25 protein-coding genes are annotated in these 21918 nt (G+C 49.0%); 23 read left to right on the top strand and 2 right to left on the bottom strand.

From position 1 onward, the window contains the following. Positions 1-47: 47 nt before the first annotated feature. From ACKTRM_RS17970 to ACKTRM_RS17960, 3 genes are all read left to right on the top strand, one after another. On the top strand, positions 48-1430 hold the full coding sequence (locus ACKTRM_RS17970; protein WP_007614557.1) for a sucrose-specific PTS transporter subunit IIBC: 1383 nt from the start codon (positions 48-50) through the stop codon (positions 1428-1430). Next, positions 1427-2866 carry a sucrose-6-phosphate hydrolase gene (locus tag ACKTRM_RS17965; RefSeq protein ID WP_012118736.1) on the top strand — a complete coding sequence of 480 codons (1440 nt, stop codon included), beginning with the start codon at positions 1427-1429 and terminating at the stop codon, positions 2864-2866. The genes ACKTRM_RS17970 and ACKTRM_RS17965 overlap by 4 nt, the downstream gene beginning before the upstream one ends. A gap of 63 nt (positions 2867-2929) precedes the next feature. Next, on the top strand, positions 2930-3205 hold the full coding sequence (locus ACKTRM_RS17960) for a hypothetical protein (RefSeq protein WP_042635591.1): 276 nt from the start codon (positions 2930-2932) through the stop codon (positions 3203-3205). 31 nt (positions 3206-3236) lie between these two features. Here ACKTRM_RS17960 and ACKTRM_RS17955 read toward each other — a convergent pair whose 3' ends face one another. Continuing rightward, positions 3237-4049 carry a bifunctional hydroxymethylpyrimidine kinase/phosphomethylpyrimidine kinase gene (locus ACKTRM_RS17955; protein ID WP_003150959.1) on the bottom strand — a complete coding sequence of 271 codons (813 nt, stop codon included), beginning with the start codon at positions 4047-4049 and terminating at the stop codon, positions 3237-3239. A 149-nt stretch (positions 4050-4198) separates the two neighbouring features. On the opposite strand from ACKTRM_RS17955, the gene ACKTRM_RS17950 reads away from it, so the two are divergent. The 8 genes from ACKTRM_RS17950 to ACKTRM_RS17915 all read left to right on the top strand — a co-directional run bounded on the left by ACKTRM_RS17950 (position 4199) and on the right by ACKTRM_RS17915 (position 9581). Beyond that, positions 4199-4537 carry a PadR family transcriptional regulator gene (locus tag ACKTRM_RS17950; protein WP_003150960.1) on the top strand — a complete coding sequence of 113 codons (339 nt, stop codon included), beginning with the start codon at positions 4199-4201 and terminating at the stop codon, positions 4535-4537. After that, entirely contained in the window at positions 4530-5165 is a 636-nt protein-coding gene (locus ACKTRM_RS17945) for a permease prefix domain 1-containing protein (RefSeq protein WP_023357186.1), read from the top strand. Before ACKTRM_RS17950 ends, ACKTRM_RS17945 begins: the two co-directional genes overlap by 8 nt. 44 nt (positions 5166-5209) lie before the next feature. Next, entirely contained in the window at positions 5210-5737 is a 528-nt protein-coding gene (locus tag ACKTRM_RS17940) for a hypothetical protein (protein WP_012118734.1), read from the top strand. An 84-nt stretch (positions 5738-5821) separates the two neighbouring features. Continuing rightward, positions 5822-6628 carry a glycosyltransferase family 2 protein gene (locus ACKTRM_RS17935; protein WP_012118733.1) on the top strand — a complete coding sequence of 269 codons (807 nt, stop codon included), beginning with the start codon at positions 5822-5824 and terminating at the stop codon, positions 6626-6628. Positions 6629-6642: 14 nt separating this feature from the next. Further along, positions 6643-7326, top strand: a complete 684-nt coding sequence (locus tag ACKTRM_RS17930) for a uracil-DNA glycosylase (RefSeq protein WP_012118732.1) — start codon at positions 6643-6645, stop codon at positions 7324-7326. Between the two features lie 59 nt (positions 7327-7385). Further along, complete coding sequence (locus tag ACKTRM_RS17925) at positions 7386-7808, top strand: YwdI family protein (protein ID WP_015387535.1); 423 nt, start codon at positions 7386-7388, stop codon at positions 7806-7808. A gap of 18 nt (positions 7809-7826) precedes the next feature. Beyond that, the gene (locus ACKTRM_RS17920; protein WP_012118730.1) at positions 7827-9146 is read left to right on the top strand and encodes a purine/pyrimidine permease; all 1320 of its coding nucleotides are present in this window, start codon (positions 7827-7829) and stop codon (positions 9144-9146) included. A gap of 63 nt (positions 9147-9209) precedes the next feature. Beyond that, positions 9210-9581 (top strand): DUF423 domain-containing protein, encoded by a 372-nt coding sequence (locus ACKTRM_RS17915; protein WP_012118729.1) that lies wholly within the window; start codon positions 9210-9212, stop codon positions 9579-9581. Positions 9582-9627: 46 nt separating this feature from the next. Here the strand turns inward: ACKTRM_RS17915 and gerQ are convergent, their stop codons facing one another. Beyond that, positions 9628-10179 (bottom strand): spore coat protein GerQ, encoded by a 552-nt coding sequence (gerQ, locus tag ACKTRM_RS17910; RefSeq protein WP_007407693.1) that lies wholly within the window; start codon positions 10177-10179, stop codon positions 9628-9630. 280 nt (positions 10180-10459) lie between these two features. Between gerQ and ACKTRM_RS17905 the strand changes: the two genes are divergently transcribed. The 12 genes from ACKTRM_RS17905 to ACKTRM_RS17850 all read left to right on the top strand — a co-directional run bounded on the left by ACKTRM_RS17905 (position 10460) and on the right by ACKTRM_RS17850 (position 21886). Continuing rightward, positions 10460-11230, top strand: a complete 771-nt coding sequence (locus tag ACKTRM_RS17905; protein WP_003150972.1) for a glycosyltransferase family 2 protein — start codon at positions 10460-10462, stop codon at positions 11228-11230. A gap of 4 nt (positions 11231-11234) precedes the next feature. Next, positions 11235-12659, top strand: coding sequence for a capsular polysaccharide export protein, LipB/KpsS family (locus ACKTRM_RS17900; RefSeq protein ID WP_012118728.1), 1425 nt, complete (start codon positions 11235-11237; stop codon positions 12657-12659). Between the two features lie 22 nt (positions 12660-12681). Then, complete coding sequence (locus ACKTRM_RS17895; protein WP_012118727.1) at positions 12682-13851, top strand: DegT/DnrJ/EryC1/StrS family aminotransferase; 1170 nt, start codon at positions 12682-12684, stop codon at positions 13849-13851. Then, complete coding sequence (locus ACKTRM_RS17890; RefSeq protein WP_012118726.1) at positions 13852-14715, top strand: GNAT family N-acetyltransferase; 864 nt, start codon at positions 13852-13854, stop codon at positions 14713-14715. After that, a complete protein-coding gene (locus tag ACKTRM_RS17885; RefSeq protein ID WP_012118725.1) occupies positions 14715-15836 on the top strand; it encodes an N-acetylneuraminate synthase family protein in 1122 nt (373 codons plus the stop codon). The genes ACKTRM_RS17890 and ACKTRM_RS17885 overlap by 1 nt, the downstream gene beginning before the upstream one ends. Next, positions 15829-16569 carry a cytidylyltransferase domain-containing protein gene (locus tag ACKTRM_RS17880; RefSeq protein WP_023357183.1) on the top strand — a complete coding sequence of 247 codons (741 nt, stop codon included), beginning with the start codon at positions 15829-15831 and terminating at the stop codon, positions 16567-16569. The genes ACKTRM_RS17885 and ACKTRM_RS17880 overlap by 8 nt, the downstream gene beginning before the upstream one ends. A 1-nt stretch (position 16570) precedes the next feature. After that, on the top strand, positions 16571-17575 hold the full coding sequence (locus tag ACKTRM_RS17875; protein ID WP_012118723.1) for a PseG/SpsG family protein: 1005 nt from the start codon (positions 16571-16573) through the stop codon (positions 17573-17575). A 27-nt stretch (positions 17576-17602) separates the two neighbouring features. After that, positions 17603-18340 (top strand): sugar phosphate nucleotidyltransferase, encoded by a 738-nt coding sequence (locus ACKTRM_RS17870; protein WP_012118722.1) that lies wholly within the window; start codon positions 17603-17605, stop codon positions 18338-18340. A 2-nt stretch (positions 18341-18342) separates the two neighbouring features. Further along, positions 18343-19290 (top strand): dTDP-glucose 4,6-dehydratase, encoded by a 948-nt coding sequence (gene rfbB, locus ACKTRM_RS17865; RefSeq protein WP_007407684.1) that lies wholly within the window; start codon positions 18343-18345, stop codon positions 19288-19290. Between the two features lie 20 nt (positions 19291-19310). Then, positions 19311-20159: a dTDP-4-dehydrorhamnose reductase gene (rfbD, locus tag ACKTRM_RS17860; RefSeq protein ID WP_012118721.1), complete on the top strand. Its 849-nt coding sequence runs from the start codon at positions 19311-19313 to the stop codon at positions 20157-20159. Beyond that, positions 20156-20611: a dTDP-4-dehydrorhamnose 3,5-epimerase family protein gene (locus ACKTRM_RS17855; RefSeq protein ID WP_015240798.1), complete on the top strand. Its 456-nt coding sequence runs from the start codon at positions 20156-20158 to the stop codon at positions 20609-20611. Before rfbD ends, ACKTRM_RS17855 begins: the two co-directional genes overlap by 4 nt. A gap of 348 nt (positions 20612-20959) precedes the next feature. Continuing rightward, a complete protein-coding gene (locus ACKTRM_RS17850; RefSeq protein WP_025285446.1) occupies positions 20960-21886 on the top strand; it encodes an ABC transporter ATP-binding protein in 927 nt (308 codons plus the stop codon). The last annotated feature ends 32 nt before the right edge of the window (positions 21887-21918 follow it).

Raw genomic sequence — 21918 nt, 5'->3', positions numbered from 1 at the left:
GTTGGCGAATTTTAGGTCTTTTTTGATTTTAGAAAGGGGGATACATCATGAATTATCAAGAAACGGCAAAACAGCTTATCAAGCATATCGGAGGGGAATCAAATATTATCAGCGCGACACATTGCGCGACGCGGCTCAGGCTCGTCATTCAAGATGAACAGAAGATCAGCCAGGCCGGCATTGAAGAAATAGAAGGCGTAAAAGGGGCTTTCAGCAGCTCGGGGCAATATCAGATTATATTCGGCACCGGCCTTGTGAATAAAGTGTATGACGCTTTTTCAAAAGAAGCCGATTTGGGGCGGGAGGATCGTGAGACACATCAGGACGCAGCGAAAAAAAAGCTGAATCCGGCCGCAAGATTTGCGAAGACACTGTCTAACATATTCGTTCCCATCATTCCGGCTATCGTGGCAAGCGGACTTTTAATGGGGCTGCTCGGCATGATGAAGGCTTTTCACTGGGTGTCTGAACAATCGTCGCTGTTTAAGCTTTTAGACATGTTTTCAAGCGCGGCGTTTATCTTCCTGCCCGTATTCATCGGGTTCAGCGCGGCGAAGGAATTTGGCGGTAATGCCTATCTCGGTGCCGTGCTCGGGGGAATTATGATCCATCCGGCGCTTTTGAATCCGTGGGGGCTTGCGGATGCATCGCCTGATTTTATGCAGCTTTTCGGCTTCGACATTGCGCTGCTCGGCTATCAAGGGACGGTCATCCCCGTACTGTTAGCCGTTTACATTATGAGCAAAGTGGAAAAGGGCACGAGAAAAATTGTGCCTCACGCATTCGATTTATTGGTCACGCCGTTTGTCACGGTGATTGTCACGGGATTTATCACCTTTATCGCAATCGGTCCGCTTGGCAGGGCGATCGGATCAGGCATTACCGTCTCGCTGACATATGTGTATGATCATGCGGGCATTGTTGCCGGACTGCTTTTCGGCGGTCTTTATCCGCTTATTGTGCTTACCGGTGTGCATCACAGCTTTCATGCGATTGAGGCCGGCCTCATCGCTGATTTGGGCAGAAACTATATCCTTCCTATCTGGTCGATGGCGAATGTCGCTCAGGGCGCGGCGGGACTGGCTGTATTTTTTCTGACGAAAAAAGCGAAAATGAAAGAAATCGCTCTGCCGGCCGCATTTTCCGCTTTTCTCGGTGTAACCGAACCAGTCATTTTCGGTGTGAACCTAAGATACCGCAAGCCGTTTATCGCGGGAATGATCGGCGGAGCGCTGGGCGGAGCCTATGTCGTGGTGACCGGTGTCGCCGCCAATGCCTACGGTCTGACCGGAATTCCGATGATTGCCATCACGGCTCCGCTCGGTTTAGGAAATCTTATAAACTATCTGATCGGAATGGGCATCGCCTCTGTCTCGGCGTTTATTGCCGCTTACATTATGGGAGCTAAAGAAAAGGAGGCCGTCAAATGAGGACACCGGATCAAGAGCTGCGCCTGCAGGCTGAGGAAGCGAAAAAGAAGCGGGGAGAAACAGCCGCGTCAGATCCATACCGCCAGAACTATCATATTATGCCGCCGGTCGGGCTTTTAAATGATCCGAACGGCGTGATCCAATGGAACGGCGTATATCACTTGTTTTTTCAATGGCAGCCATTTCATACGGGGCACGGCGCGAAATTTTGGGCGCATGTGACGACGAAGGATTTCGTTGAGTGGAAAGAGGAAGAAATCGCGCTTGCGCCGGGTGAGTGGTATGACAAAAACGGCTGTTATTCCGGAAGCGCCATCGAAAAAGACGGGCGGCTCTGCCTGATGTACACAGGCAATGTCCGTGACGGAGAAGGCAATCGGGAAACATATCAATGCCTCGCCGTATCCGAAGACGGGATCGTATTTGAAAAAAAAGGAGTCGTCGCGCGTCTCCCGGAAGGCTATACCGCTCATTTCCGTGATCCGAAGGTTTGGAAGAAAGACGGAGCGTATTACATGGTGCTCGGCGCGCAGACAGAAAAGCTCACCGGAAGCGCTGTGTTGTTCACATCAGAGAACTTGACGGATTGGACGTTTCTCGGTTCGATTGCGGGAGCGGACTCCGGCGGTCTCGGGTCATTCGGTTATATGTGGGAATGTCCCGACCTGTTTTCCCTTGACGGAACCGACGTGCTGCTCGTATGTCCGCAGGGGCTTGAAGCCGACGGGATAGAATATCATAACAGCCACCAGGCGGGCTATTTCCTCGGCAGGCTGCATACAGAGCCGCCAGAATTTAAGCACGGTGAATTTACGGAGCTTGACAGAGGATTTGACTTTTACGCGGCGCAGACGCTGGAAGATGATAAGGGACGGAGAATTCTGTTCGCGTGGATGGGCGTTCCGGATCAGCATGAGGACAAACATCCGACCCATGCGTATCACTGGATTCACTGCTTAACAATGCCGAGACAGCTGTCACTGTCCAACGGCAGAATCATACAGCGCCCGCTTTCGGAAATGAAATCACGCCGCAAGGATGAACAAAAGCACCGTCTTCAATTGAATTGCTCGTCTGTAAGCCTCCCGGTGAAAGATGCGTCCCGGGCTGAAGTGCTGCTGGAGGACATCACTTGCGAATCCGGTTTTGAAATCTCAATTCGGGGCGCAGCCCGGTTTATATTTCATCAGGAAGAGGGGCTGGCTGTGCTGGAGCGCACCGCTTTCAGCGGAGAAGAAAAAGAAAAGAGAAGCTGCGCCATCAGCGAGGTGCATTCCGTGCAGCTCTTTCTGGATGCATCCTCGATTGAATTGTTTTTGAATGATGGAGAAGAGGTATTCAGTGCCAGATATTTTCCTTTCCCGGGAAATGATGACGTAACCGTCACTTCGGCAGGAAAAACGGAAATAAATGGATCAATTTGGGCACTTTTGTAGAAAATCGTTCTTTTTTCTTATGTGAAACCTATGCCATCTGTGCTATTCTTCAAACGAAAGCCTATGATTCCAGGAATAAAAGGAGTTGTTTTCTCAGTTTTGAAAAATCAGAAGATGACGCCGAAATGTTTACTTGTCAAAGCCGCAGAGCAAGTGGAAGATAAGCGGGAAGAATATAAAGAAGTATTGCTTCAGCTGAATCGCATGCTCAAGAGAGCTGAGCCTCACAATGAATGGAGTGATCGGCTGATGCATACATATGAACAGATGAAGGAATATGCGCTGTTTGTGCAGTCTATTGAGATGTTTTTGCGGTCATCCGCGAAAAAAATGAAATAATCCCCCTCGGGTAATGAGGGGGATATTTATTTTATTTTCCGCTAAGACGCATCGCCGAATGTTTAGTCGGTCCGATGTATTGGTTCAGCGGGAAGGATTCTTTGATTGCCGCGGTGATAAATTCTTTTGCCGCATAGATGGCTTCCTTCACTTCAGCGCCTTTGGCCAGTTCTGCCGTCACGGCGGCGGAGAATGTGCATCCGGCTCCGTGCGTGTAAGGTGTATCAATCATTTCGCTTTCTAATACTTCCGCGGTTTCTCCGTCATACAGCACGTCGATCGCTTTTTCATGTTTCAATTTGCCTCCGCCTGTAATCAATACATATTTCGCGCCGAGTTCGTGAATTTTCTTGGCCGCTTCTTTCATGTCTTCCACCGTTTTTAATTCATCCATACCGCTCAACTGGCTTGCTTCAAACAGGTTTGGCGTGATGACGGTTGCCAGAGGCGCCAATTGGGTGCGAAGCGCTTCGGCATGCTCCGGATACAGCACTTCGTTCGCTCCTTTGCAGACCATGACAGGATCGATAACGACATTCTTCAGCTGTTTTTCTTTAATCGTTTTCGCCGCAAGCTCTATGATCTCCACGGTAGGGAGCATTCCCGTTTTCATGGCGTCTACGCCGATTCCGTCAACAATCGTCGCCAGCTGTGCGCGAATCGTATCGGCATCGATCGGAAATACTTGATGATCCCAGCTGTTCTCCGGGTCCATCGCTACGATCACGGTCAAAGCCGTCATTCCGTATACGTTTTTTTCTTGAAATGTTTTTAAATCGGCCTGAATTCCTGCGCCGCCGCTGGAATCAGAACCGGCAATAGTAAGTGCTTTGTGCATTGACATATCAATGGCCTCCATCAGTGTTTTATATCTCATTATAGTTAGATTTTCTTCCGATCACAATACGGAAGGCTTGGAGGAATGATTTGACAGCCGCGGGGGATGTGCGTACAATACCTACATAAGATTACTAGGTAAGGGTGAGAAAATAAATGCTCAACAGGGAGCTTGTAAAGGGGAGCACGGTCATTCTGGTGCTGACGCTGCTGAATGAACGGCCCATGTACGGGTATGAACTTGTGAAAGAAATGGAGAAAAGAAGCGGGAATGAACTGCAAATGAAGGAAGGCACGCTGTACCCATCGCTTCATAAGCTTGAACGCCAAAGCTATATTTCTTCTTACTGGGAAAAGCAGACCAAAGGGCCGGACCGAAAATATTACCGGATCACCGATGAAGGAAAAAACATTCTAGCCGAACGGACGAAGGAATGGAATCTGTTCTCTGCTCTGATGGACCGGATGCTGAAGCGGGGCGGGCAGAATGGATAAAGACCTTTATGTGCAGGAAATCAGAAAAGGGCTGGAAGGCAAGTCCGGAAGCCGTGAATTATTAAAAGAAATCGAAAGCCATATTCATCATGCCATTTGTGATCATCTGGAAAAAGGCAAAACCGAAAGCGAAGCGATGGAGCTTATTCTGCGGGAAGTAGGGACTCCGTCTGAGATTATCTCTGCTTTTCAAAAAGCTTCGGCGGTGCCCGCGCGGACTTTTATGCTCTTTTATCTGTTCTGCAACTGCGGTCTTTTTGTGATGGGGGCGATGATTACGATGATGCACGCGTGGAGGATTCATCCCGCTGTTGACGCGCTGTGGAAAGGGATTTCCGTGTCAGTATGGCTGATTATGATCGGTTATGTGCTGTATTGGTTCCAAATCGGCTATCAAGCTGGCAAAGAGTTCGGGGCTGGCGGCAAAAAGCTTGCTGAGCGGACGGTATGGGCTTCAATGGTGCCGAATCTATGTTTTATGTTTGTCTTTTTGTTCAATCTGGTTCCGGCTGGGCTGTTTCCTTCGGCGGTCACACCGAGTTTTGCGGCAGTATGCGCCGTTGTGACGGTATGTTTTCCGTTTTGCGGCAAAATAGGTTTTTACGCAGGCAGGCAGAGGCTTGCCTGATCTTTTTCACTATATACATAGGGAATCTATATAGGGGTGTTAAAATGAGATTAGGTTCGTGGATGTACGGCGCGTGCGCCCAAATAGCCGTTACCGTATTTACCGTCTGCGGCTTGGTTCTTGCATTGCCCGTTGTAAGTCTTTTTATTATGGTTCTGAATGGGATGCAAGACGCTATTTTTGTTGTTTTCAGTATTTTGCTTCTTCTATTGTTTTATGCGCTGGGATGGATTTGGGCCGTTTCGTTTGCGCGTGAGTGGAAGGTGAAACTTTTCGAGCTGCAGATCAGTTCGCTCGTTCCGCTGGCGGGTATATTATACTTGTACATTGACAGCGGGGTGAGTATACCGGAACTGATTCATGATTGGCATGAGGATGGATGTGCGCTTGTCCCGCCGGCTTTTGTCTGCTTGTGCACATGCTATGCGATGGTGTTGGTGCCTGTTTATCAATCAAAACTTTGGAACGCCATGGAGGCGGGCAGACTTAATGCCAAGGCGGTATGCACTGTTTGGGGAGACCTTCTGATCATTCTCGTTTTGCTGGCGGGCATGACCTGGATTTGTTTCTGAATGGGCCGAAATCAAAAATCCCCCCTGATCTCTCCGCCGCTTTATGTTTTAATAGAACATGAGAAAAAGCAGAAGGAGCGGGTCATGAATATATCAATTGTCATAGTCACGTATAACCGGATTCCGGCTTTGTGTGAACTGCTGGAGTCGATTTCCATGCAGACCATAAAGCCTTATGAAGTGATCATTGTAAATGATGCCGGGGAATCGGTCGAACAAGCGAAGCAGCTGTACAGCGATCTGCCGATTCAGATTATTGATTTAGAACAGAATGCCGGACATGTGGAGGCGCGGAACGCAGGTGTGAAAAAAGCGTCGGGTGATTGTATCATGCTGTGCGATGATGATGATTTCATTACGCCGGGCCATTTGGAAAGAATGGCGGCTGCACTTGCTGATGCGGATTTTGTCCATTCTGACGCGGAAATTGTGTCATTTGAAGAACGGGGCGGCACGAGATACCCGGTGTCACGAAAGCCTTTCGCCTATACGGCGGATTATGCGGATATGCGGGTATTTTCCACGTACGTTCCGTCAGGCAGCATGTACAGGTGTTCTCTGCATGACACGTTAGGGTATTTTGATCCGGATGTCCATAATTATTGGGACTGGGACTTTTATTTGCGCGCCGCAAAACAGCACCGTGTGAAGCGTGTTCCTTGCGCGAGCGTCATATATGCGTTTTTTGAGGGAGGCGGCAATCAGTCCGCGGATCTCGGCGGCAAACGGAAGCGGTACTTAGACCGGTTAAGCGAAAAGCACAGGCTTGGGGAGCTCCCGACGAAAAACTTCGCGGTTCTTCTTGAAGAGCCGGACATGAAGAGGCGGGAGGCGCCGACTGACATTGTGTGGGACGGAAAGCCCGTCCATTCAAGACTGCACAGTTCATAAGGGGGACGGACAGTTTGAAACAGCTTTTAAAAGACAGCTGGTGGAATCAGCTGAAAGATGAATTTGACAAACCGTATTATCAAGAGCTGAGAGAAATGCTGAAACAAGAATACAGCAGCCAAACGATTTATCCTGACAGCCATGATATTTTTAACGCCTTGCATTATACGCCCTATGAGGATGTAAAAGCGGTCATTCTCGGACAGGACCCGTATCACGGGCCAGGACAGGCGCACGGGCTTAGTTTTTCCGTTCAGCCCGGGGTCAGGCAGCCGCCGTCTTTGAAAAATATTTTCATAGAGCTTCAGGACGATATCGGCTGCTCCGTACCAAACCACGGATCGCTCGTCAGCTGGGCGAAGCAGGGAGTGCTTTTGTTAAACACAGTGCTTACGGTTCGCCGCGGTCAGGCCAATTCCCACAAAGGCAAGGGATGGGAGCGGCTCACTGACCGCATCATTGATGTGGTGAATGAAAGAGAGAAGCCGATTGTCTTTATCCTATGGGGGCGTCACGCGCAGATGAAAAAAGAGCGCATTGACACATCGAAACACATTATTATTGAATCGACTCATCCGAGCCCGTTTTCGGCAAGGAACGGTTTTTTCGGGAGCAGACCGTTTTCCCGTACAAACGCCGCCCTTGAAAAAATGGGGGAGCAGCCGATCGATTGGTGCATCCCCGACCTGCCGCAATAAACGGTTTTTTTGAGGCGCTTCCGCCCGGCGGAAGCGTCTTTTTTGACGTTCAGGGCGGTATGCCGTCAGAAAAAATAACAAACTCAATTCTGCGATTCGCTCAGAAATTTGATAAAATGCAGGAAGAAGACAAATTACTGCTGGAGGATTTACTCATGAACATACATATCTCTGCTTTGATTCAGAAGATGGAAGAAGAACTGAGGCAGGCGAAAACGGCGACCCGCACCGAGGAGGTCAAAATGCACGCGGCCGCCATCCGCTCTCTGTGTGATGTCGTGCTCGGCACTCAGACGCACACCGCTCCGGCGCCTGTGCAGAATCCGATTCCGAAAGCGGCGCCGAAACCTTCCGCGTCTCCTTCGACAGACCCGCTGCTGCTTGAAAAAATGATGGGCAGCGCCGGGCTGAACCAATATCAGAAAAAAGCGAAAGACGAACGTGAGGAAGACGGAAACGGGGATTCCATTTTCGATTTTTAACAGGAGAGGTTGATTGACTTGAAACTGATACTCGGGGGTTTGCAATGGACGGCATTTATGATTGCGGCTGCGATTGTGGTTCCTGTCGCCATCGCACAATCATTTCACTTGAACCATGCCGATTCTGCCGCATTGATTCAGAGCACATTTTTTGTGCTTGGCGTCGCCGCGGTCATCCAATGTCTCCAGGGACATCGTCTGCCGATTAATGAAAGCCCGGCAGGCTTATGGTGGGGCGTATACACGATTTACGGCGGACTGACTGGCACGGTGTTCGCGACATTCGGCGAGACGCTGCGGGCGCTGCAGGGGGCGCTGTTATTAAGCGCTGTCTTTTTCTTTTTGTTCAGCCTTTTTAAAGTGATTGAACGGCTGGCCGTGCTGTTTACGCCGGTTGTGACCGGTGTGTATCTGCTGCTGTTGGTCATGCAGCTGAGTCAGCCGATTGTGAAAGGCCTTTTGGGCATCGGCTATTTAAAAAACAGCGTCGACGGCCTTGTATTCGGGCTCGCCATGGTTGTGACGGCGGCGATGTTCATCATGTCCCGATCGAATGTTACGTTCTTAAGACAGTATGCGATTCTCCTTTCGCTTGCCGGCGGATGGATCTTATTCGCCGTCTTCGGCGCTGCCAAACCGATTCAAATACCGGACCGCGTGATTCAGCTGCCGGCTCTTTTTCCGTTTGGAAAACCCGTGTTTGACAGCGGCCTGATCATTACGTCACTTTTCATTACCGTGCTTTTGATTGTCAATATGCTCGCGAGCATCCGGGTTGTAGAAGCGGCGGTGAAAAAATTCGGCGGCACCGTCGGGAAGCGGCGTGAGCGTCCGGCTGGGTTTGCGGCTTCGATCAGCCACCTTTTGAGCGGACTGTCAGGGGGCATTGCGCCTGTACCGATTTCAGGGGCGGCCGGTTTTATTGAGACGACAAAGCTTCCTTCGAAAAAGCCGTTTCTTTTGGGAAGTGTATTTGTCGTGATCATCAGTATGATCCCGCTATTTATGAATGCGTTTGCGAGTCTGCCCTCACCGGTCGGCTTTGCGGTAAACTTCGTCGTTTTCTCCACGATGGCCGGTCTCGCCTTTACGGAGTTTGACTCTTATGAGAGAGAGGAGCAAAAACGAATCCGTTCCATTATCGGTCTGGCGCTCCTGACGGGAGTCGGTGTGATGTTTGTGCCAGAGAGCGCGTTATCGGGAATGCATCCGATACTGATTTCGCTCTTAAGCAACGGTCTTGTGCTCGGGACGCTGCTGGCGATAGCGATTGACCGAATCCAGCTTATCAAAAAGAAAAAATCCGACAATCTCGTGTCATCGGACGGCGGACGTTGAATTTTGCCGATGTTGGGTTATGATTGAATTGGAAACTTTAACGAAAAGGCGGGAGAAAAATAGATGAAAGTGTTTATTATTCTTGGTGCGATTAACGCTTTATTGGCCGTGGCGCTGGGCGCTTTCGGCGCGCATGGGCTTGAAGGGAAAATCCCCGATAAATATTTGCAGGTGTGGCACACAGGCGTGCAATATCATATGTATCACGCGCTCGGTCTTTTGGTTGTCGCGTTTTTGGCCGAAAAGCTTTCTGGCGCAGGCAGTGTTTCTGTTGCGGGCTGGCTGATGTTTGCGGGCATCGTTCTGTTTTCAGGAAGCCTGTACGTATTGAGCGTGACGCAGATTTCCATTCTCGGCGCGATTACACCGCTCGGCGGCGTGGCGTTTATCATCTCTTGGATTATGATTATCGTCGCGGCCGTCAAATATTTATAAAGAAAAAAAGCCAATCCTCTGTCAAGTGAGCGATTGGCTTTTTGATTTATCTCGGAGAATAAGAAGACATGGAGTACGGATAAGTATAAGCGATTTCCTCATCAAACGTGATGTAATCAAGGTAAATGGTCAGAAGCAGATAGCGGGTGCCCGTTTTCGGGTCGCTGATGATGATATGGTCACGTCCCGCCGCCTGAATCACACCGCGGAAAATCTTTGAATTCCATTCTTTGCTGTTTTCAAATGTCATATAAATCGTCGCCGTTTTGCCCCGGTTCAACCGCAGAATATTTTCAATGTATGACTCTTCAATCGGCAGCATGCCGGGAACGTTTTGTGACGATGATGGACCTGACGGAATCTGAAAGCTGCCGCCGCCCTGCTGCTGCGGCTGGCCGGGGAACCCCCCGCCGAAGCTCTGCTGTCCTTGCTGCATCGGCATTGTCATTTGCTGCTGCATCGGCATCATTTGTGATCCTTGGCCCTGAGGCTGCGGATAAGGATTAGGCCCGAGCTGCGGCTGGTATCCTTGCATATCCATTCCCATTCCCATCCCCATCCCCTGCATTTGCTGATATTGATTCTTTTTCGGTTTCATATTGTTCCTCCTTTGATGAAAACCTCTTGATGCTGAAACCTCCTGACAAGTATCAGACAGCCGACAGAGCGGCTGCTGTTTTTATCTATTCCACCATATGAGCCCAAAGAAAGATTTATGCGAAAAAAGAAAATACGCTCCAATGAGTCCGGACATCAGAGCCGGCTTTTTTTGTGCGCGCAATGCTGACTTTTCACATAATAGTCTGTATTCCTAGCGCATCTTCCGCATAAGGAACATATGATAGCGGTAGTTTCAGGTGCGAAAAGGGGGTGACGAGTTGCCTAAAGTGTCAGTGATCATGACGAGCTATAACAAAAGTGACTATGTGGCCCGCTCTATTAAAAGTATTCTGTCTCAGACGTTTACGGACTTTGAGCTGTTCATTATGGATGACAACTCAAATGAAGCGACATTGGCGGAAATACGTCCTTTTCTCACGGATGACCGCGTCCGGTTTTATCAAAGCGATGTATCGGGCGTCAAAGAAAGAACGGAAAAAACACGCTACGCCGCCTTGATTAATCAGGCAATAGAAATGGCGGAGGGCGAGTACGTGACGTATGCGACCGACGACAACACGTATGTGCCGGAACGGCTTGAGAAAATGGTGAAAGAGCTTGATGAAGACCCGGAAAAAGCCGTCGTGTATTCAAGTTCCAAAACCTATCATTTGAATCAGCGGAAAGAGACGGTGAAGGAGACGGCCAGGCCCGCCGAACGGATCGTGTGGAACGCGCCGTGCGCCATTGACCATTGTTCGGTCATGCACCGGTTTTCCGTGCTGGAACAGGTCAAATCGGCATTCGGTTCCTATTGGGATGAAAGCCCGGCGTTTTACCGGATCGGTGACGCCCGTTTCTTCTGGAGAGTGAATCATTTTTATCCGTTTTACCCGATTTCTGAGGAGCTTGATATCAATTATATTACCGATCAATCCATCCATTATCAGCTTTTCGCGGCGGAGAAAAACGAGTTTGTGAACAGCCTTCCGCAGCAGACCACGTGCCGGGAGCTGAGGGAATCATTAAAAAAGCTTGGAAAGGGGTGAGGGCTTGTCGGCATACTTAGCGAATTATTGGGTGCTGTACCGGCAGTATATTGACCTTTTTCAGTCACTTCGCTACAAAGACATCCCGCTCGCATTGATCAGTAATTTTTATCAATATATCAGTCCGGCGCTTCGGGAGAGCATGGAGCAGAACCCAGAGCTTTTCGGTCCGGCTGATCAGCATATTCCTGAAGCCGGTATACAGCCATATTATGATCAAAAAAGGCAAAACATTAAGAAAACAGATGAGAAACCGGTAAACGGAAAAGTCATTCTGCATTTCGATCATCTTCGGTTCACCGAGGGAAACTACCGGCAGTTTGATCCGGCAAAAACAGCGGTACTGGCCAGATGGAGTCTGCCTGACCATTACGGGCTGCCCGTTATCTGCAAATTGGAGCTGACGGGAATGGGGAAAAAAGGGAACCCCGTCCCTTATATTGAAAAAGCCCATTCCATTCTGAAAGAGCTTCACAGCCATCCCGCTTTCGGAAACAGAGAATTTCAGGAACGTTTGTATAAAGACATTCCATTATTTATTGAAGCGATTGACGCCATTGATATTTTGTTTACGGCCGAAAAGATTTCCGCCGTTGTAGTCGGCACGACGGAGGATATTTACAGCCGTGTGCTGGCGCTGATGTCCGCGAAAAAAAACGCCGTCAGCATCTGTCTTCAGCACGGAGCGCTCATGGGAGATGAAGCGTTTCTGCCCGTGTTTACGGACTATCAGGCCGTATTCGGGGCTTATGAAGCGGAGTGGTATAAAGCAAAAGGCTGCAGGGATGAACAAATCATCATCACGGGGCATCCCCGTTTCGACGAGATTTTCTCAAGAGAGCCGATAGATCAGGACACGTTTTACCGCAAACTTTCTTTTCTCCCGTCACAGCGGACGGTGCTGATCGCCACGCAGCCGTTTTCTGATGAATTTTATACGGGCGTGCTTGAAGAGCTTGCCGGCCAAAAGAACATGCAGCTCATTATTAAACCGCATCCGTGGGAAATCGGCAAAAACAAGCTGGATGCTTACAATCAGCTGCTGCGGAAATATAAAGCAGGCAAAATCATCAAAAAAGAGATGGAGCTGTATGATATTCTCCCGTATGTTGACGCTGCAGTGACACAGACATCAACGGTCGGTCTTGAAGCGATGCTGTTTCAAAAGCCCGTGCTGATCGGAAAATCAGCGGGAACCCGCAGATACCCTTATTATCACTCACTTGGAGAATTTGTCTTTGAGGACCCGCAGGCACTCGCTCAGGAATTAATCCGGATATGCGAAAGCCCCGCAGAATATCAAAAAGCGGAACAGGCGCGCCGTGCTTTTGTCGCCGCGAACTACCCGGTTCAGGATTCGCTTGCCGCTTTATGCCAAGTGCTTCAGGAAAAAACCGGAGTCAGCTTTAGACGGGTTGACCCTTCATAAAAAAGATAGGAGCGCAAAGAAAATGGTGCAAAAAAGATCAGCTTTTCTTCCCTATTCATTGCCCATGATCGGGAAGGACGAAATTCAGGAGGTTATTGATACGCTTGAATCGGGCTGGCTTTCAAAGGGACCGAAAGTAGAGGCGTTTGAAAAAGCTTTTGCCGCCTGGACGGGGGCAAAGCACGCGATCGCGCTGAACTCATGTACCGCCGCTTTGTTTTTGGCCCTGAAGGCGAAAGGGATCGGTCCCGGCGACGAGGTCATCACGTCTGCCGTGACGTTCAGTTCAACAGCCAATACAATCGTGCACACAGGCGCCGTTCCGGTGTTTGTTGACATCGATCCGCTTACGCTGAATGCAGACCCTGAAAAAATTGAGGCGGCCGTCACCCCGCGGACAAAAGCGATTGTACCCGTTCATTTCGCCGGCCAGTCGTGTGATATGGATCAGATTCTGGCCATTGCCGAAAAGCATCAGTTATTTGTCTTAGAGGATGCCGCACATGCCGTGTATACCACTTACAAACAGAAAATGATCGGATCAATCGGCGATGCGACGGCATTCAGCTTCTACGCGACAAAAAACCTGGCAACCGGTGAAGGCGGCATGCTGACGACGGACGATGACGGGCTTGCCGATCAGATCAGGGTGCTCAGCCTTCACGGCATGAGCAAAGGCGCGTGGAACCGCTATTCTTCAAACGGAAGCTGGTACTACGAGGTCGAAACGCCCGGCTATAAAATGAATATGTTTGATCTTCAGGCAGCGCTTGGGCTTCATCAGCTGAAACGGATTGACAGCATGCAGCAAAGAAGAGCCGACATTGCGAGCCGCTACCAGGACGCCTTCAGACACATGAAAGGGCTGACCATCCCGCATGTCAGTGATGACGGGCGGCATGCATGGCATCTGTATGTTCTTCAAATAGAGGAGCAGGAGGCCGGGGTCAGCCGGAACGATCTGATTTCCGCTTTAAAAGACCAATATAATATCGGCACAAGTGTTCATTTTATTCCGGTTCCGTTCCATCCGTATTATCAAAAAACGTACGGGTATAAGGAAACTGACTTTCCGGCCGCGGCCGCGTATTATCACCGCACCGTGTCACTCCCTCTTTATCCGTCAATGACAGATGACGACGTTGAATACGTCATTGCAGCCGTTACGGATATCGTCAAAGGGGCTGATTAGGTGTACAGACTGAGGGAAAATCTTGCGCAGGACATGATTCATACCTTCCTGCATCAGAAGGGCATCCAGCCGGAAGCCTATGAATCGTCGCTCTGTTTATTGGAAGAAAACAGCCTTCAAGGCGTGATTTTATATGAAAACTCTTCGTGGGAAAGTCAATTGTTCCGAAAAAATATCATCAATGTGAAGCTTGCAGCCGCAAACAGCGCCGGACAGCTCAAAAGGCTGTTTCAGGAATTTTACGCGGCAAGGCGGGCGGCAGGCACTGATTTTATATTTATTAAAATACCGGCTGAAGATATCGGCGCGATGCAGGTCGTTCAGCAGCTTCCGAACGCTTATTTTGTAGGGAGTCTGCTCAAGCTCGTCAGTCCTGTGCGTGTATATAACAGCACGCCGCCGTTTGAGATTACGGAAGCCGGACCCGGCGACACGGAAGCGATCAGCCGGCTGGCCCGCGACGCCTTTACAAAAAGCAGGTATTATCAAGACCCCCATCTCAGCTATGAAAGTGCAAACCTCCTGTTTGAAGAGTGGGCGCGGAATAACGCGGAAGGCAGAGCTTCGTTACAATTCGCCGCCACATATAAGGGAGAGACTGTGGGCTTTGTTCAGGGGCTGTCTAAAGGCGATGAATTCGTCCTTGATCTGATGGCGGTAAAGCCGGGATTTGAAGGAAAGGGAGCGGGATTCCATTTAGCGGCGCACGTGATTGAACAATCATTGCGCTTTCAGCATAAGACTGTATCAGCGGGAACGCAGCTCCACAATGTAAGAGCCATCCGCCTGTACGAAAGAATGGGATTTAAAGCGGATGCGTCCTATTACTACTATCATGTGTGGCCCGGGAAGGAGGCGGACTGATGGCATCATGCCAAATCGGAACGAAGTCAATCGGCGAAGGTTCGCCCGTATTCATCATCGCCGAAGCCGGAATTAATCATGACGGAAAACTGAGCCAGGCGTTTGAATTGATAGATGCGGCCAGTGAGGCCGGCGCGGACGCGGTCAAGTTCCAAATGTTTCAGGCTGACAAAATGTATCAGAAAGACCCCGGCTTGTACAAAACCGCTGCGGGAAAAAACGTCTCTATTTTTTCTTTGGTGCAATCAATGGAAATGCCCGCCGAATGGATCGAACCGCTGCTTGAATATTGTAAGAAAAAAGGCGTGCTGTTTTTAAGCACGGTCTGTGACGAAGGCTCTGCCGACTTACTGTATGCGACTTCCCCTTCAGCCTTTAAAATCGCCTCCTACGAGCTGAATCATCTGCCGTTATTGAAATATGTCGCGGGGCTGAAGACACCGATTATCTTTTCCACCGCGGGTGCTGATATTTCAGATATTCAGGAGGCTTATCAAACCATTACCGGCGAGGGGAACACAGAAATTGCGATCATGCATTGTGTGGCGAAATATCCCGCGCCGCCTGAATACAGCAATCTGAGCGTCATTCCCATGCTTGCCGCCGCATTCCCGGATGCTGTGATCGGTTTCTCCGATCACAGCGCCCATCCGTATGATGTGCCGTGCGCGGCTGTCAGGCTCGGAGCGAAACTGATTGAAAAGCATTTTACGATCGATAAAAACCTGCCCGGTGCTGATCACTCCTTCGCCCTCAATCCGGATGAATTAAAAGAAATGGTTGCGGCGATCCGCTCAGTTGAAGCGGAGCTGCGGCAGGGGCATCACGCTCCGGTGCCGGAAGTGCTGTCGGGAAGTTCCCATAAAACGACGACACCGATTGAAGGGGATATCAGAAGGTTCGCTTACAGAGGCATTTTTTCAACAGCGCCGATTCAAAAAGGCGAATGTTTTACGGCGGAAAACCTTGCCGTCCTTCGTCCCGGCCAAAAACCGCAGGGGCTTCACCCGAGATATTTTGAGCTTTTAACTGACGGCGCGCGTGCGGTCAGGGATATCCCCGCCGACACGGGCATCACTTGGGATGACCTTTTGACGAAAGGCAGCCCATATGATGACTGACATTTTGTTTATCATTCAGGCGCGGATGGGAAGCGGGCGTCTTCCCGGTAAAGTGCTGAAACCGATCGGCGGGTATACGATCCTCGATATGATTGTCAAAAGGGTTCGGCAAAGCGCGTATTATGATCAATCGCGGGATAATCTGATCGTCGCCTCGTCTGACAGCAAGACCGACGACATTCTGTCTGCGCACTGCATCAGCAAGAACTACCGTGTGCACCGCGGCAGCGAGCAGTGTGTGCTTGACCGGTTTGCACAAGTCATCGAACAAGTAAAACCGGACATCGCAGTCAGACTGACGGGGGATAACCCGTTTGTCGATCCTTCGCTGCTTGATTTTCTGATTCAATCGCATTTAGATCAGCACGCAGACTACACGTATATCTGCGGTACACCGCTCGGCATCGGCGGCGAGGCGGTAAACGCGCGACTTTTAACGGAGATCAATGCCGACAAAATGCTGGCGGACAAATACCAGGAGCATGTCACGCTTTTAATAAGAGAATCTCCTGAGAAGTACCGGCTTCTCTTTCCTGAGCCCCCGCAGGAACTCCGGGCTCCTCACTTGCGGATGACCGTCGATACAGAAGAGGACTACAGGCTGGCCCGCGAGCTGTACGTAAAAGCGGGCTCGCGTCCTGATATTCCGGCAAAAGAATTGATCCATCTGCTGAATAGTGATCCGGAGCTCAGGGCCATTAATCAAATGATCCGGCAAAAAGAGGCTGATTAGCATGCGGATTTTGATTTTCGCGGACGGGGGCCGTGACATCGGCATGGGGCACGCGGTCCGGATGAAGCTGCTTGCCGGTGCCATTAAGAACAATTGCTCAATAACGTTCTACACAAATAAAGAGGCTTCTTCTTATCTGTCTTCTGATCAATGGGAAGTGATCATCAAGCCTGACAAGGAACAGAAGAAATTTATTGTCCGGGAAATAAACAGGCAGGCTCCTGACCTTCTCATATTCGATCTGCTCGATATGCCGTGTGACTGGTTAGAGGAAGTCAAAAAGCATTCATCGGCACGCATCGTCTTATTTGAAGAAAAACGGGAACATGTCATTCATTTATGCGATGCCGTTATAAACGGCATTTACGGAGGGCTGAAAAGCCGGACGGTTCAAATGGGCAGCGCCGCGGTATATGAAGGCCCGGAATATATGATTCTTCATCCGGGTTTTGAAAAAGCCAAACAGCTTTATCAGCTGAGAAAAGAATGCCGGACCATATTGGTTTCATTAGGAGGAAGCGACCCGAAGAAGCTTGTCTTTAAAGTGATGGAAGCATGCCGCCGCATCCCCGACATTCATCGAAAACGAGTGATCATCGTCATGGGCGGCGCCGCGCCTCATGCTGATGACGTGCGCGCGCATCTTACACAAATGCCTTATGCCGAGATGGTAAGGCAGACAAATGACATGGCCGCGCTTCTTTCGAGGGCTGATATGGCCGTCGTGTCCGGCGGGATCACTTTATATGAAACCATTTGTACAGGTGTGCCCTGCATCGTACTTTCTCAAGTGGAGCATCAAACTGAGACGGCGGGAAAATTCGCCGCACGGGGGGCCGCCGTTCACCTCGGCCTTGGTGAAGGCATATCAGCGGACGTTCTCGCACGGCATATGTCTGACATGGCCGCTGATTATCCGCTGCGGACCGGACTTCATCAAAACGGAAAGCCGCTGGTTGACGGCAGGGGCATCAAACGGGCGGCGGCGATTCTTTATGATTTGTGATAAAACCACACGTAAGGAAGTGTTCATGTGAAAGGTGTTATCTTAGCCGGAGGCACCGGCTCACGCCTTATGCCGCTGACAAAAGCGGTCAATAAGCATTTACTCCCTGTCGGTCCATATCCGATGATTTACTGGTCGGTCATGAAGCTGGAAGAAGCGGGGATTACAGATATCTTGCTGATTACGCAAAAAGAATATATTCCGCAATTTCATAAACTTCTCGAAACCGGAGAAGAGCTCGGCGTCTCAATCACATATCAGGTTCAGCCAGCCGCATCCGGCATTTCCGACGGTTTATCATACGCAAAGCGATTTACCGGGCGCGATCCGTTCGTTCTGCTTTTGGGAGATAATATTTTTGAAGATTCATTAAAACCTTATACGGAGCGTTTCGCAAAGCAGGGAAAAGGAGCGAAAGTGCTGCTGAAAGAAGTGGACGATCCGGAGCGCTTCGGCATCGCCGAGATTGATGAGAAAAACAAACGGATCAAGTCGATCATTGAAAAGCCGGAGCAGCCGCCGACCAGACTATGCGTCACAGGGATCTACATGTACGACGCAGAAGTGTTTTCTTATATTGAACAAATTTCCCCTTCAAAACGCGGCGAACTGGAAATTACGGATGTCAATAATTTATACATTGAACACAGTGAGCTGACGTATGATGTGTTAACGGGCTGGTGGGTGGATGCGGGTACGCATGAATCGCTCTACCTCGCCGGAAGCCTGGCGCATCAGGCATTACAGAAAGGACAGGAGCATTAATCATGCCAAAATCATATTTAATTACAGGGGGCGCCGGATTTATCGGCCTTACCTTTACAAAGATGATGCTGAAAGAAACGGACGCGCAGATTACCGTCCTGGATAATCTCACGTATGCAAGCAGGCCGCTTGAAATAGAAGCCTTGAAAAAGAACGGCCGTTTCCGTTTTATCAAAGGTGACATTTCTGAAAAAGAGGACATTGACAAAGTCTTTTCCCAAATGTATGACGCTGTCATTCATTTTGCGGCTGAATCCCATGTGGACAGAAGCATAAATCAGGCAGAGCCGTTTATCACAACAAATGTGATGGGCACATACCGACTGGCGGACGCGGTGTTACAGGGAAAAGCCGGCAGGCTGATTCACATTTCCACAGATGAGGTGTACGGAGATTTGGCGCCGGATGATCCCGCTTTTACAGAGACGACGCCGCTTTCTCCGAACAATCCGTATTCGGCCAGCAAGGCAAGCTCAGACCTGCTCGTCATGTCTTATGTGAGAACCCATAAGCTTCCTGCCATCATTACAAGGTGCAGCAACAATTACGGGCCGTACCAGCATCACGAGAAAATGATTCCGACCATTATCAGGCATGCCGTAAACGGCACGCCGGTTCCGCTGTACGGCGACGGGATGCAGATCAGAGACTGGCTGTTTGCCGAAGATCATTGCCGCGCCATTAAGCTCGTGCTGGAAAAAGGAACACTCGGTGACATTTACAATATCGGCGGAGGAAATGAACGGACGAATAAAGAGCTTGCGTCATTTATCATGAAGGAGCTCGGTGTCGAGGAACGGTTTGCTCATGTCGAAGACAGAAAAGGGCATGACCGCCGTTACGCCATCAATGCTTCAAAGCTGAAAAATGAGCTGGGATGGCGGCAGGACGTCACATTTGAAGAAGGAATGAGAAGAACCATTCGCTGGTATACAGACAGCCAAGACTAATCGGAAAGAAGGGGATCCGATTGACGAAGGTATTAGTAACCGGAGCGGCCGGCCAGCTGGGGCGGGAGTTATGCCGCCAGCTGAAGCAGGAAGGGTATGAAGTGATCGCCTTGACAAAAGCGATGATGAACATATCCGACCAGCGTTCGGTGCGGCACTCGTTCAGCCATTACAAGCCGGATATCGTCGTCAATACGGCGGCATACACCTCCGTTGACAAATGTGAAACGGAGCTCGACAAAGCGTATTTAATAAACGGAATCGGCGCTTATTATGCCGCGCTTGAGGCTGAAAACACCGGCGCGAAATTCATTCACATCAGCACCGATTACGTCTTCAGCGGCAAAGGAACACGGCCATACCAGACCGATGATCCCGCAGATCCGGGCACAATTTATGGAAAAAGCAAAAAACTCGGCGAAGAACTGATCCGGTTGACGGGAAAAAACCACACCATTATCAGAACATCGTGGGTGTACGGCAGCGGCGGGCACAACTTTGTCAATACGATGCTGAAGCTTGCGGATACACATGATCAGGTGCGTGTCGTTAACGATCAAGTCGGCGCACCGACGTATACAAAAGATTTAGCCGAAACGGTGATCGGTCTGTTTGACAGGCCGCCGGGCTTATACCACGCCGCAAACAGCGGAGTGTGCAGCTGGTATGAATTTGCCAAGGCTATTTTTGAAGAAAGCGGCAGAACCGCCGCCGTGCTGCCCGTCACGACGGAGGAATACGGAAATGAGACGCCGCGCCCCGCTTACTCGGTGTTGAGTCTTGAGTCGATTGAACGGCAGGGGCTCGGCATGAGGCATTGGCGGGAAGCGCTGCATGATTATTTACAAAGGGAGGGACAGTGCAAGTGATCGAAGGCGTAAAAGTCAAAAAGCTGATCAAACACAGCGATGACCGGGGTTTTTTCTCAGAACTCGTCCGTGACGATGAACATCTCTTAGAGCGTTTCGGGCAGGCTTCCTGGTCCAAAAGCTATCCCGGCGTCATTAAAGCATTTCACTATCATGAGAAACAGGATGACCTATGGTTTTTTCCGACGGGCCACGCCCAGGTCGTGCTGCATGACCTTCGCGAAGAGTCTGCAACCAAGGGAGAAACGGATGTCTACTACATGGGAGAAGACAATCCGATGCTCCTTCTCATTCCCAAAGGCGTCGCACACGGGTACAGAGTGCTGGGCGAAACCCCGCTGACCATTATTTATTTCACGACAATGTCCTACAATCCGGATCAGCCTGACGAAAAAAGAATCCCGTGGAATGATGACACCATCGGATTTGACTGGCAGACGGCTCACCGATAGCGCACAAGACGAAGACAGCGGATGTCTTCGTTTTTGTGTTTTTATTGACTTTGATATGAGTGGAGCCAGTGAATAAGATACGACCGCCCACTATATCATGATTGCTGGCCTGAAGAGCAATTTCATCAAAAATGTCTTGGAAGATGGCGGTCAGTTAGGGACCTGAAATTTAAGAGATCCTCCCTTTCTTATCCTACGGACATCATGCATCCTAAAAAAACAAAAAATGATTTATAGAATGGGGATAGGATTTAATTAGAAAAATCTTAAGAAAAAAGTAATATTTGCTTAAGAGAAAAGAGAACTTTCCTTTATATAGTAGGAGTATATATGGAAAGGGGAAAGCGAATGACATACATCTTAAAAACGAGTCAGCTTACAAAAACATTTAAAGGAAAAGAAGTTGTTTCCGGGGTTAATATGCACGTGAAAAAAGGGGAGATTTATGGATTCTTGGGTCCCAATGGTGCAGGTAAAACAACCATTATGAAAATGATTACAAATTTAATCAAGCCAACAAGTGGGGAAATAGAAATTTTCGGTGAGAAATTAACAGATACGTCATTTGAAGTTTTAAAAAGAATGGGCACCATTATTGAATACCCCATTTTTTATGACAACCTCACTGCTAAAGAGAATTTAGATTTCCATTGTGAATATATGGGCTATTACGATAAAAAATCCATTGACCACGCCATCGAGCTTGTAAAGTTACATAATATTGATAATAAAAAAGTGAAAGAGTTTTCTTTAGGAATGAAACAAAGGTTAGGAATAGCCAGAGCTATTTCTACAAGACCAGAACTTCTCATTTTAGACGAGCCGATTAATGGCCTGGATCCAATAGGTATAAAAGAGTTGAGGGATCTCTTTAAATTACTTTGCAGAGAATATGGAATTACATTATTAGTCTCCAGTCACATTTTAGCCGAAATGGAACAAATGTCAGATACTGTTGGTATCATACAGAATGGCAAGTTAATAAAAGAAGTTTCTATGAAGAGTATAAACGGAAAACAAACAGAGTATATAGAGGTAAAAGTCCAAAATATAAAAAAAGCGTTATATATTTTAGAGCAAAATCTGGGGATAAGAAATTTTAAAATGATTGATCAGCAATTAATTCGTATCTATGAAACAGCAGTTACACAACAAGAAATCTCTAAAGCACTTATTCTGAATGACATTGGTATAGAAAGTATAAATAAAAAACACAGTTCTTTAGAAGAATACTTCTTAAATTCTATGAATGGGGAGGGAATACACATTAGATAGATTGCCCGTCTGTGTTATGCACCTATTTGCAT

Source organism: Bacillus sp. D7-8, assembly GCF_052055895.1.
Classification (GTDB): Bacteria; Bacillota; Bacilli; order Bacillales; family Bacillaceae; genus Bacillus; species Bacillus velezensis.
This window is presented reverse-complemented; position numbering and strand designations above follow the sequence as displayed.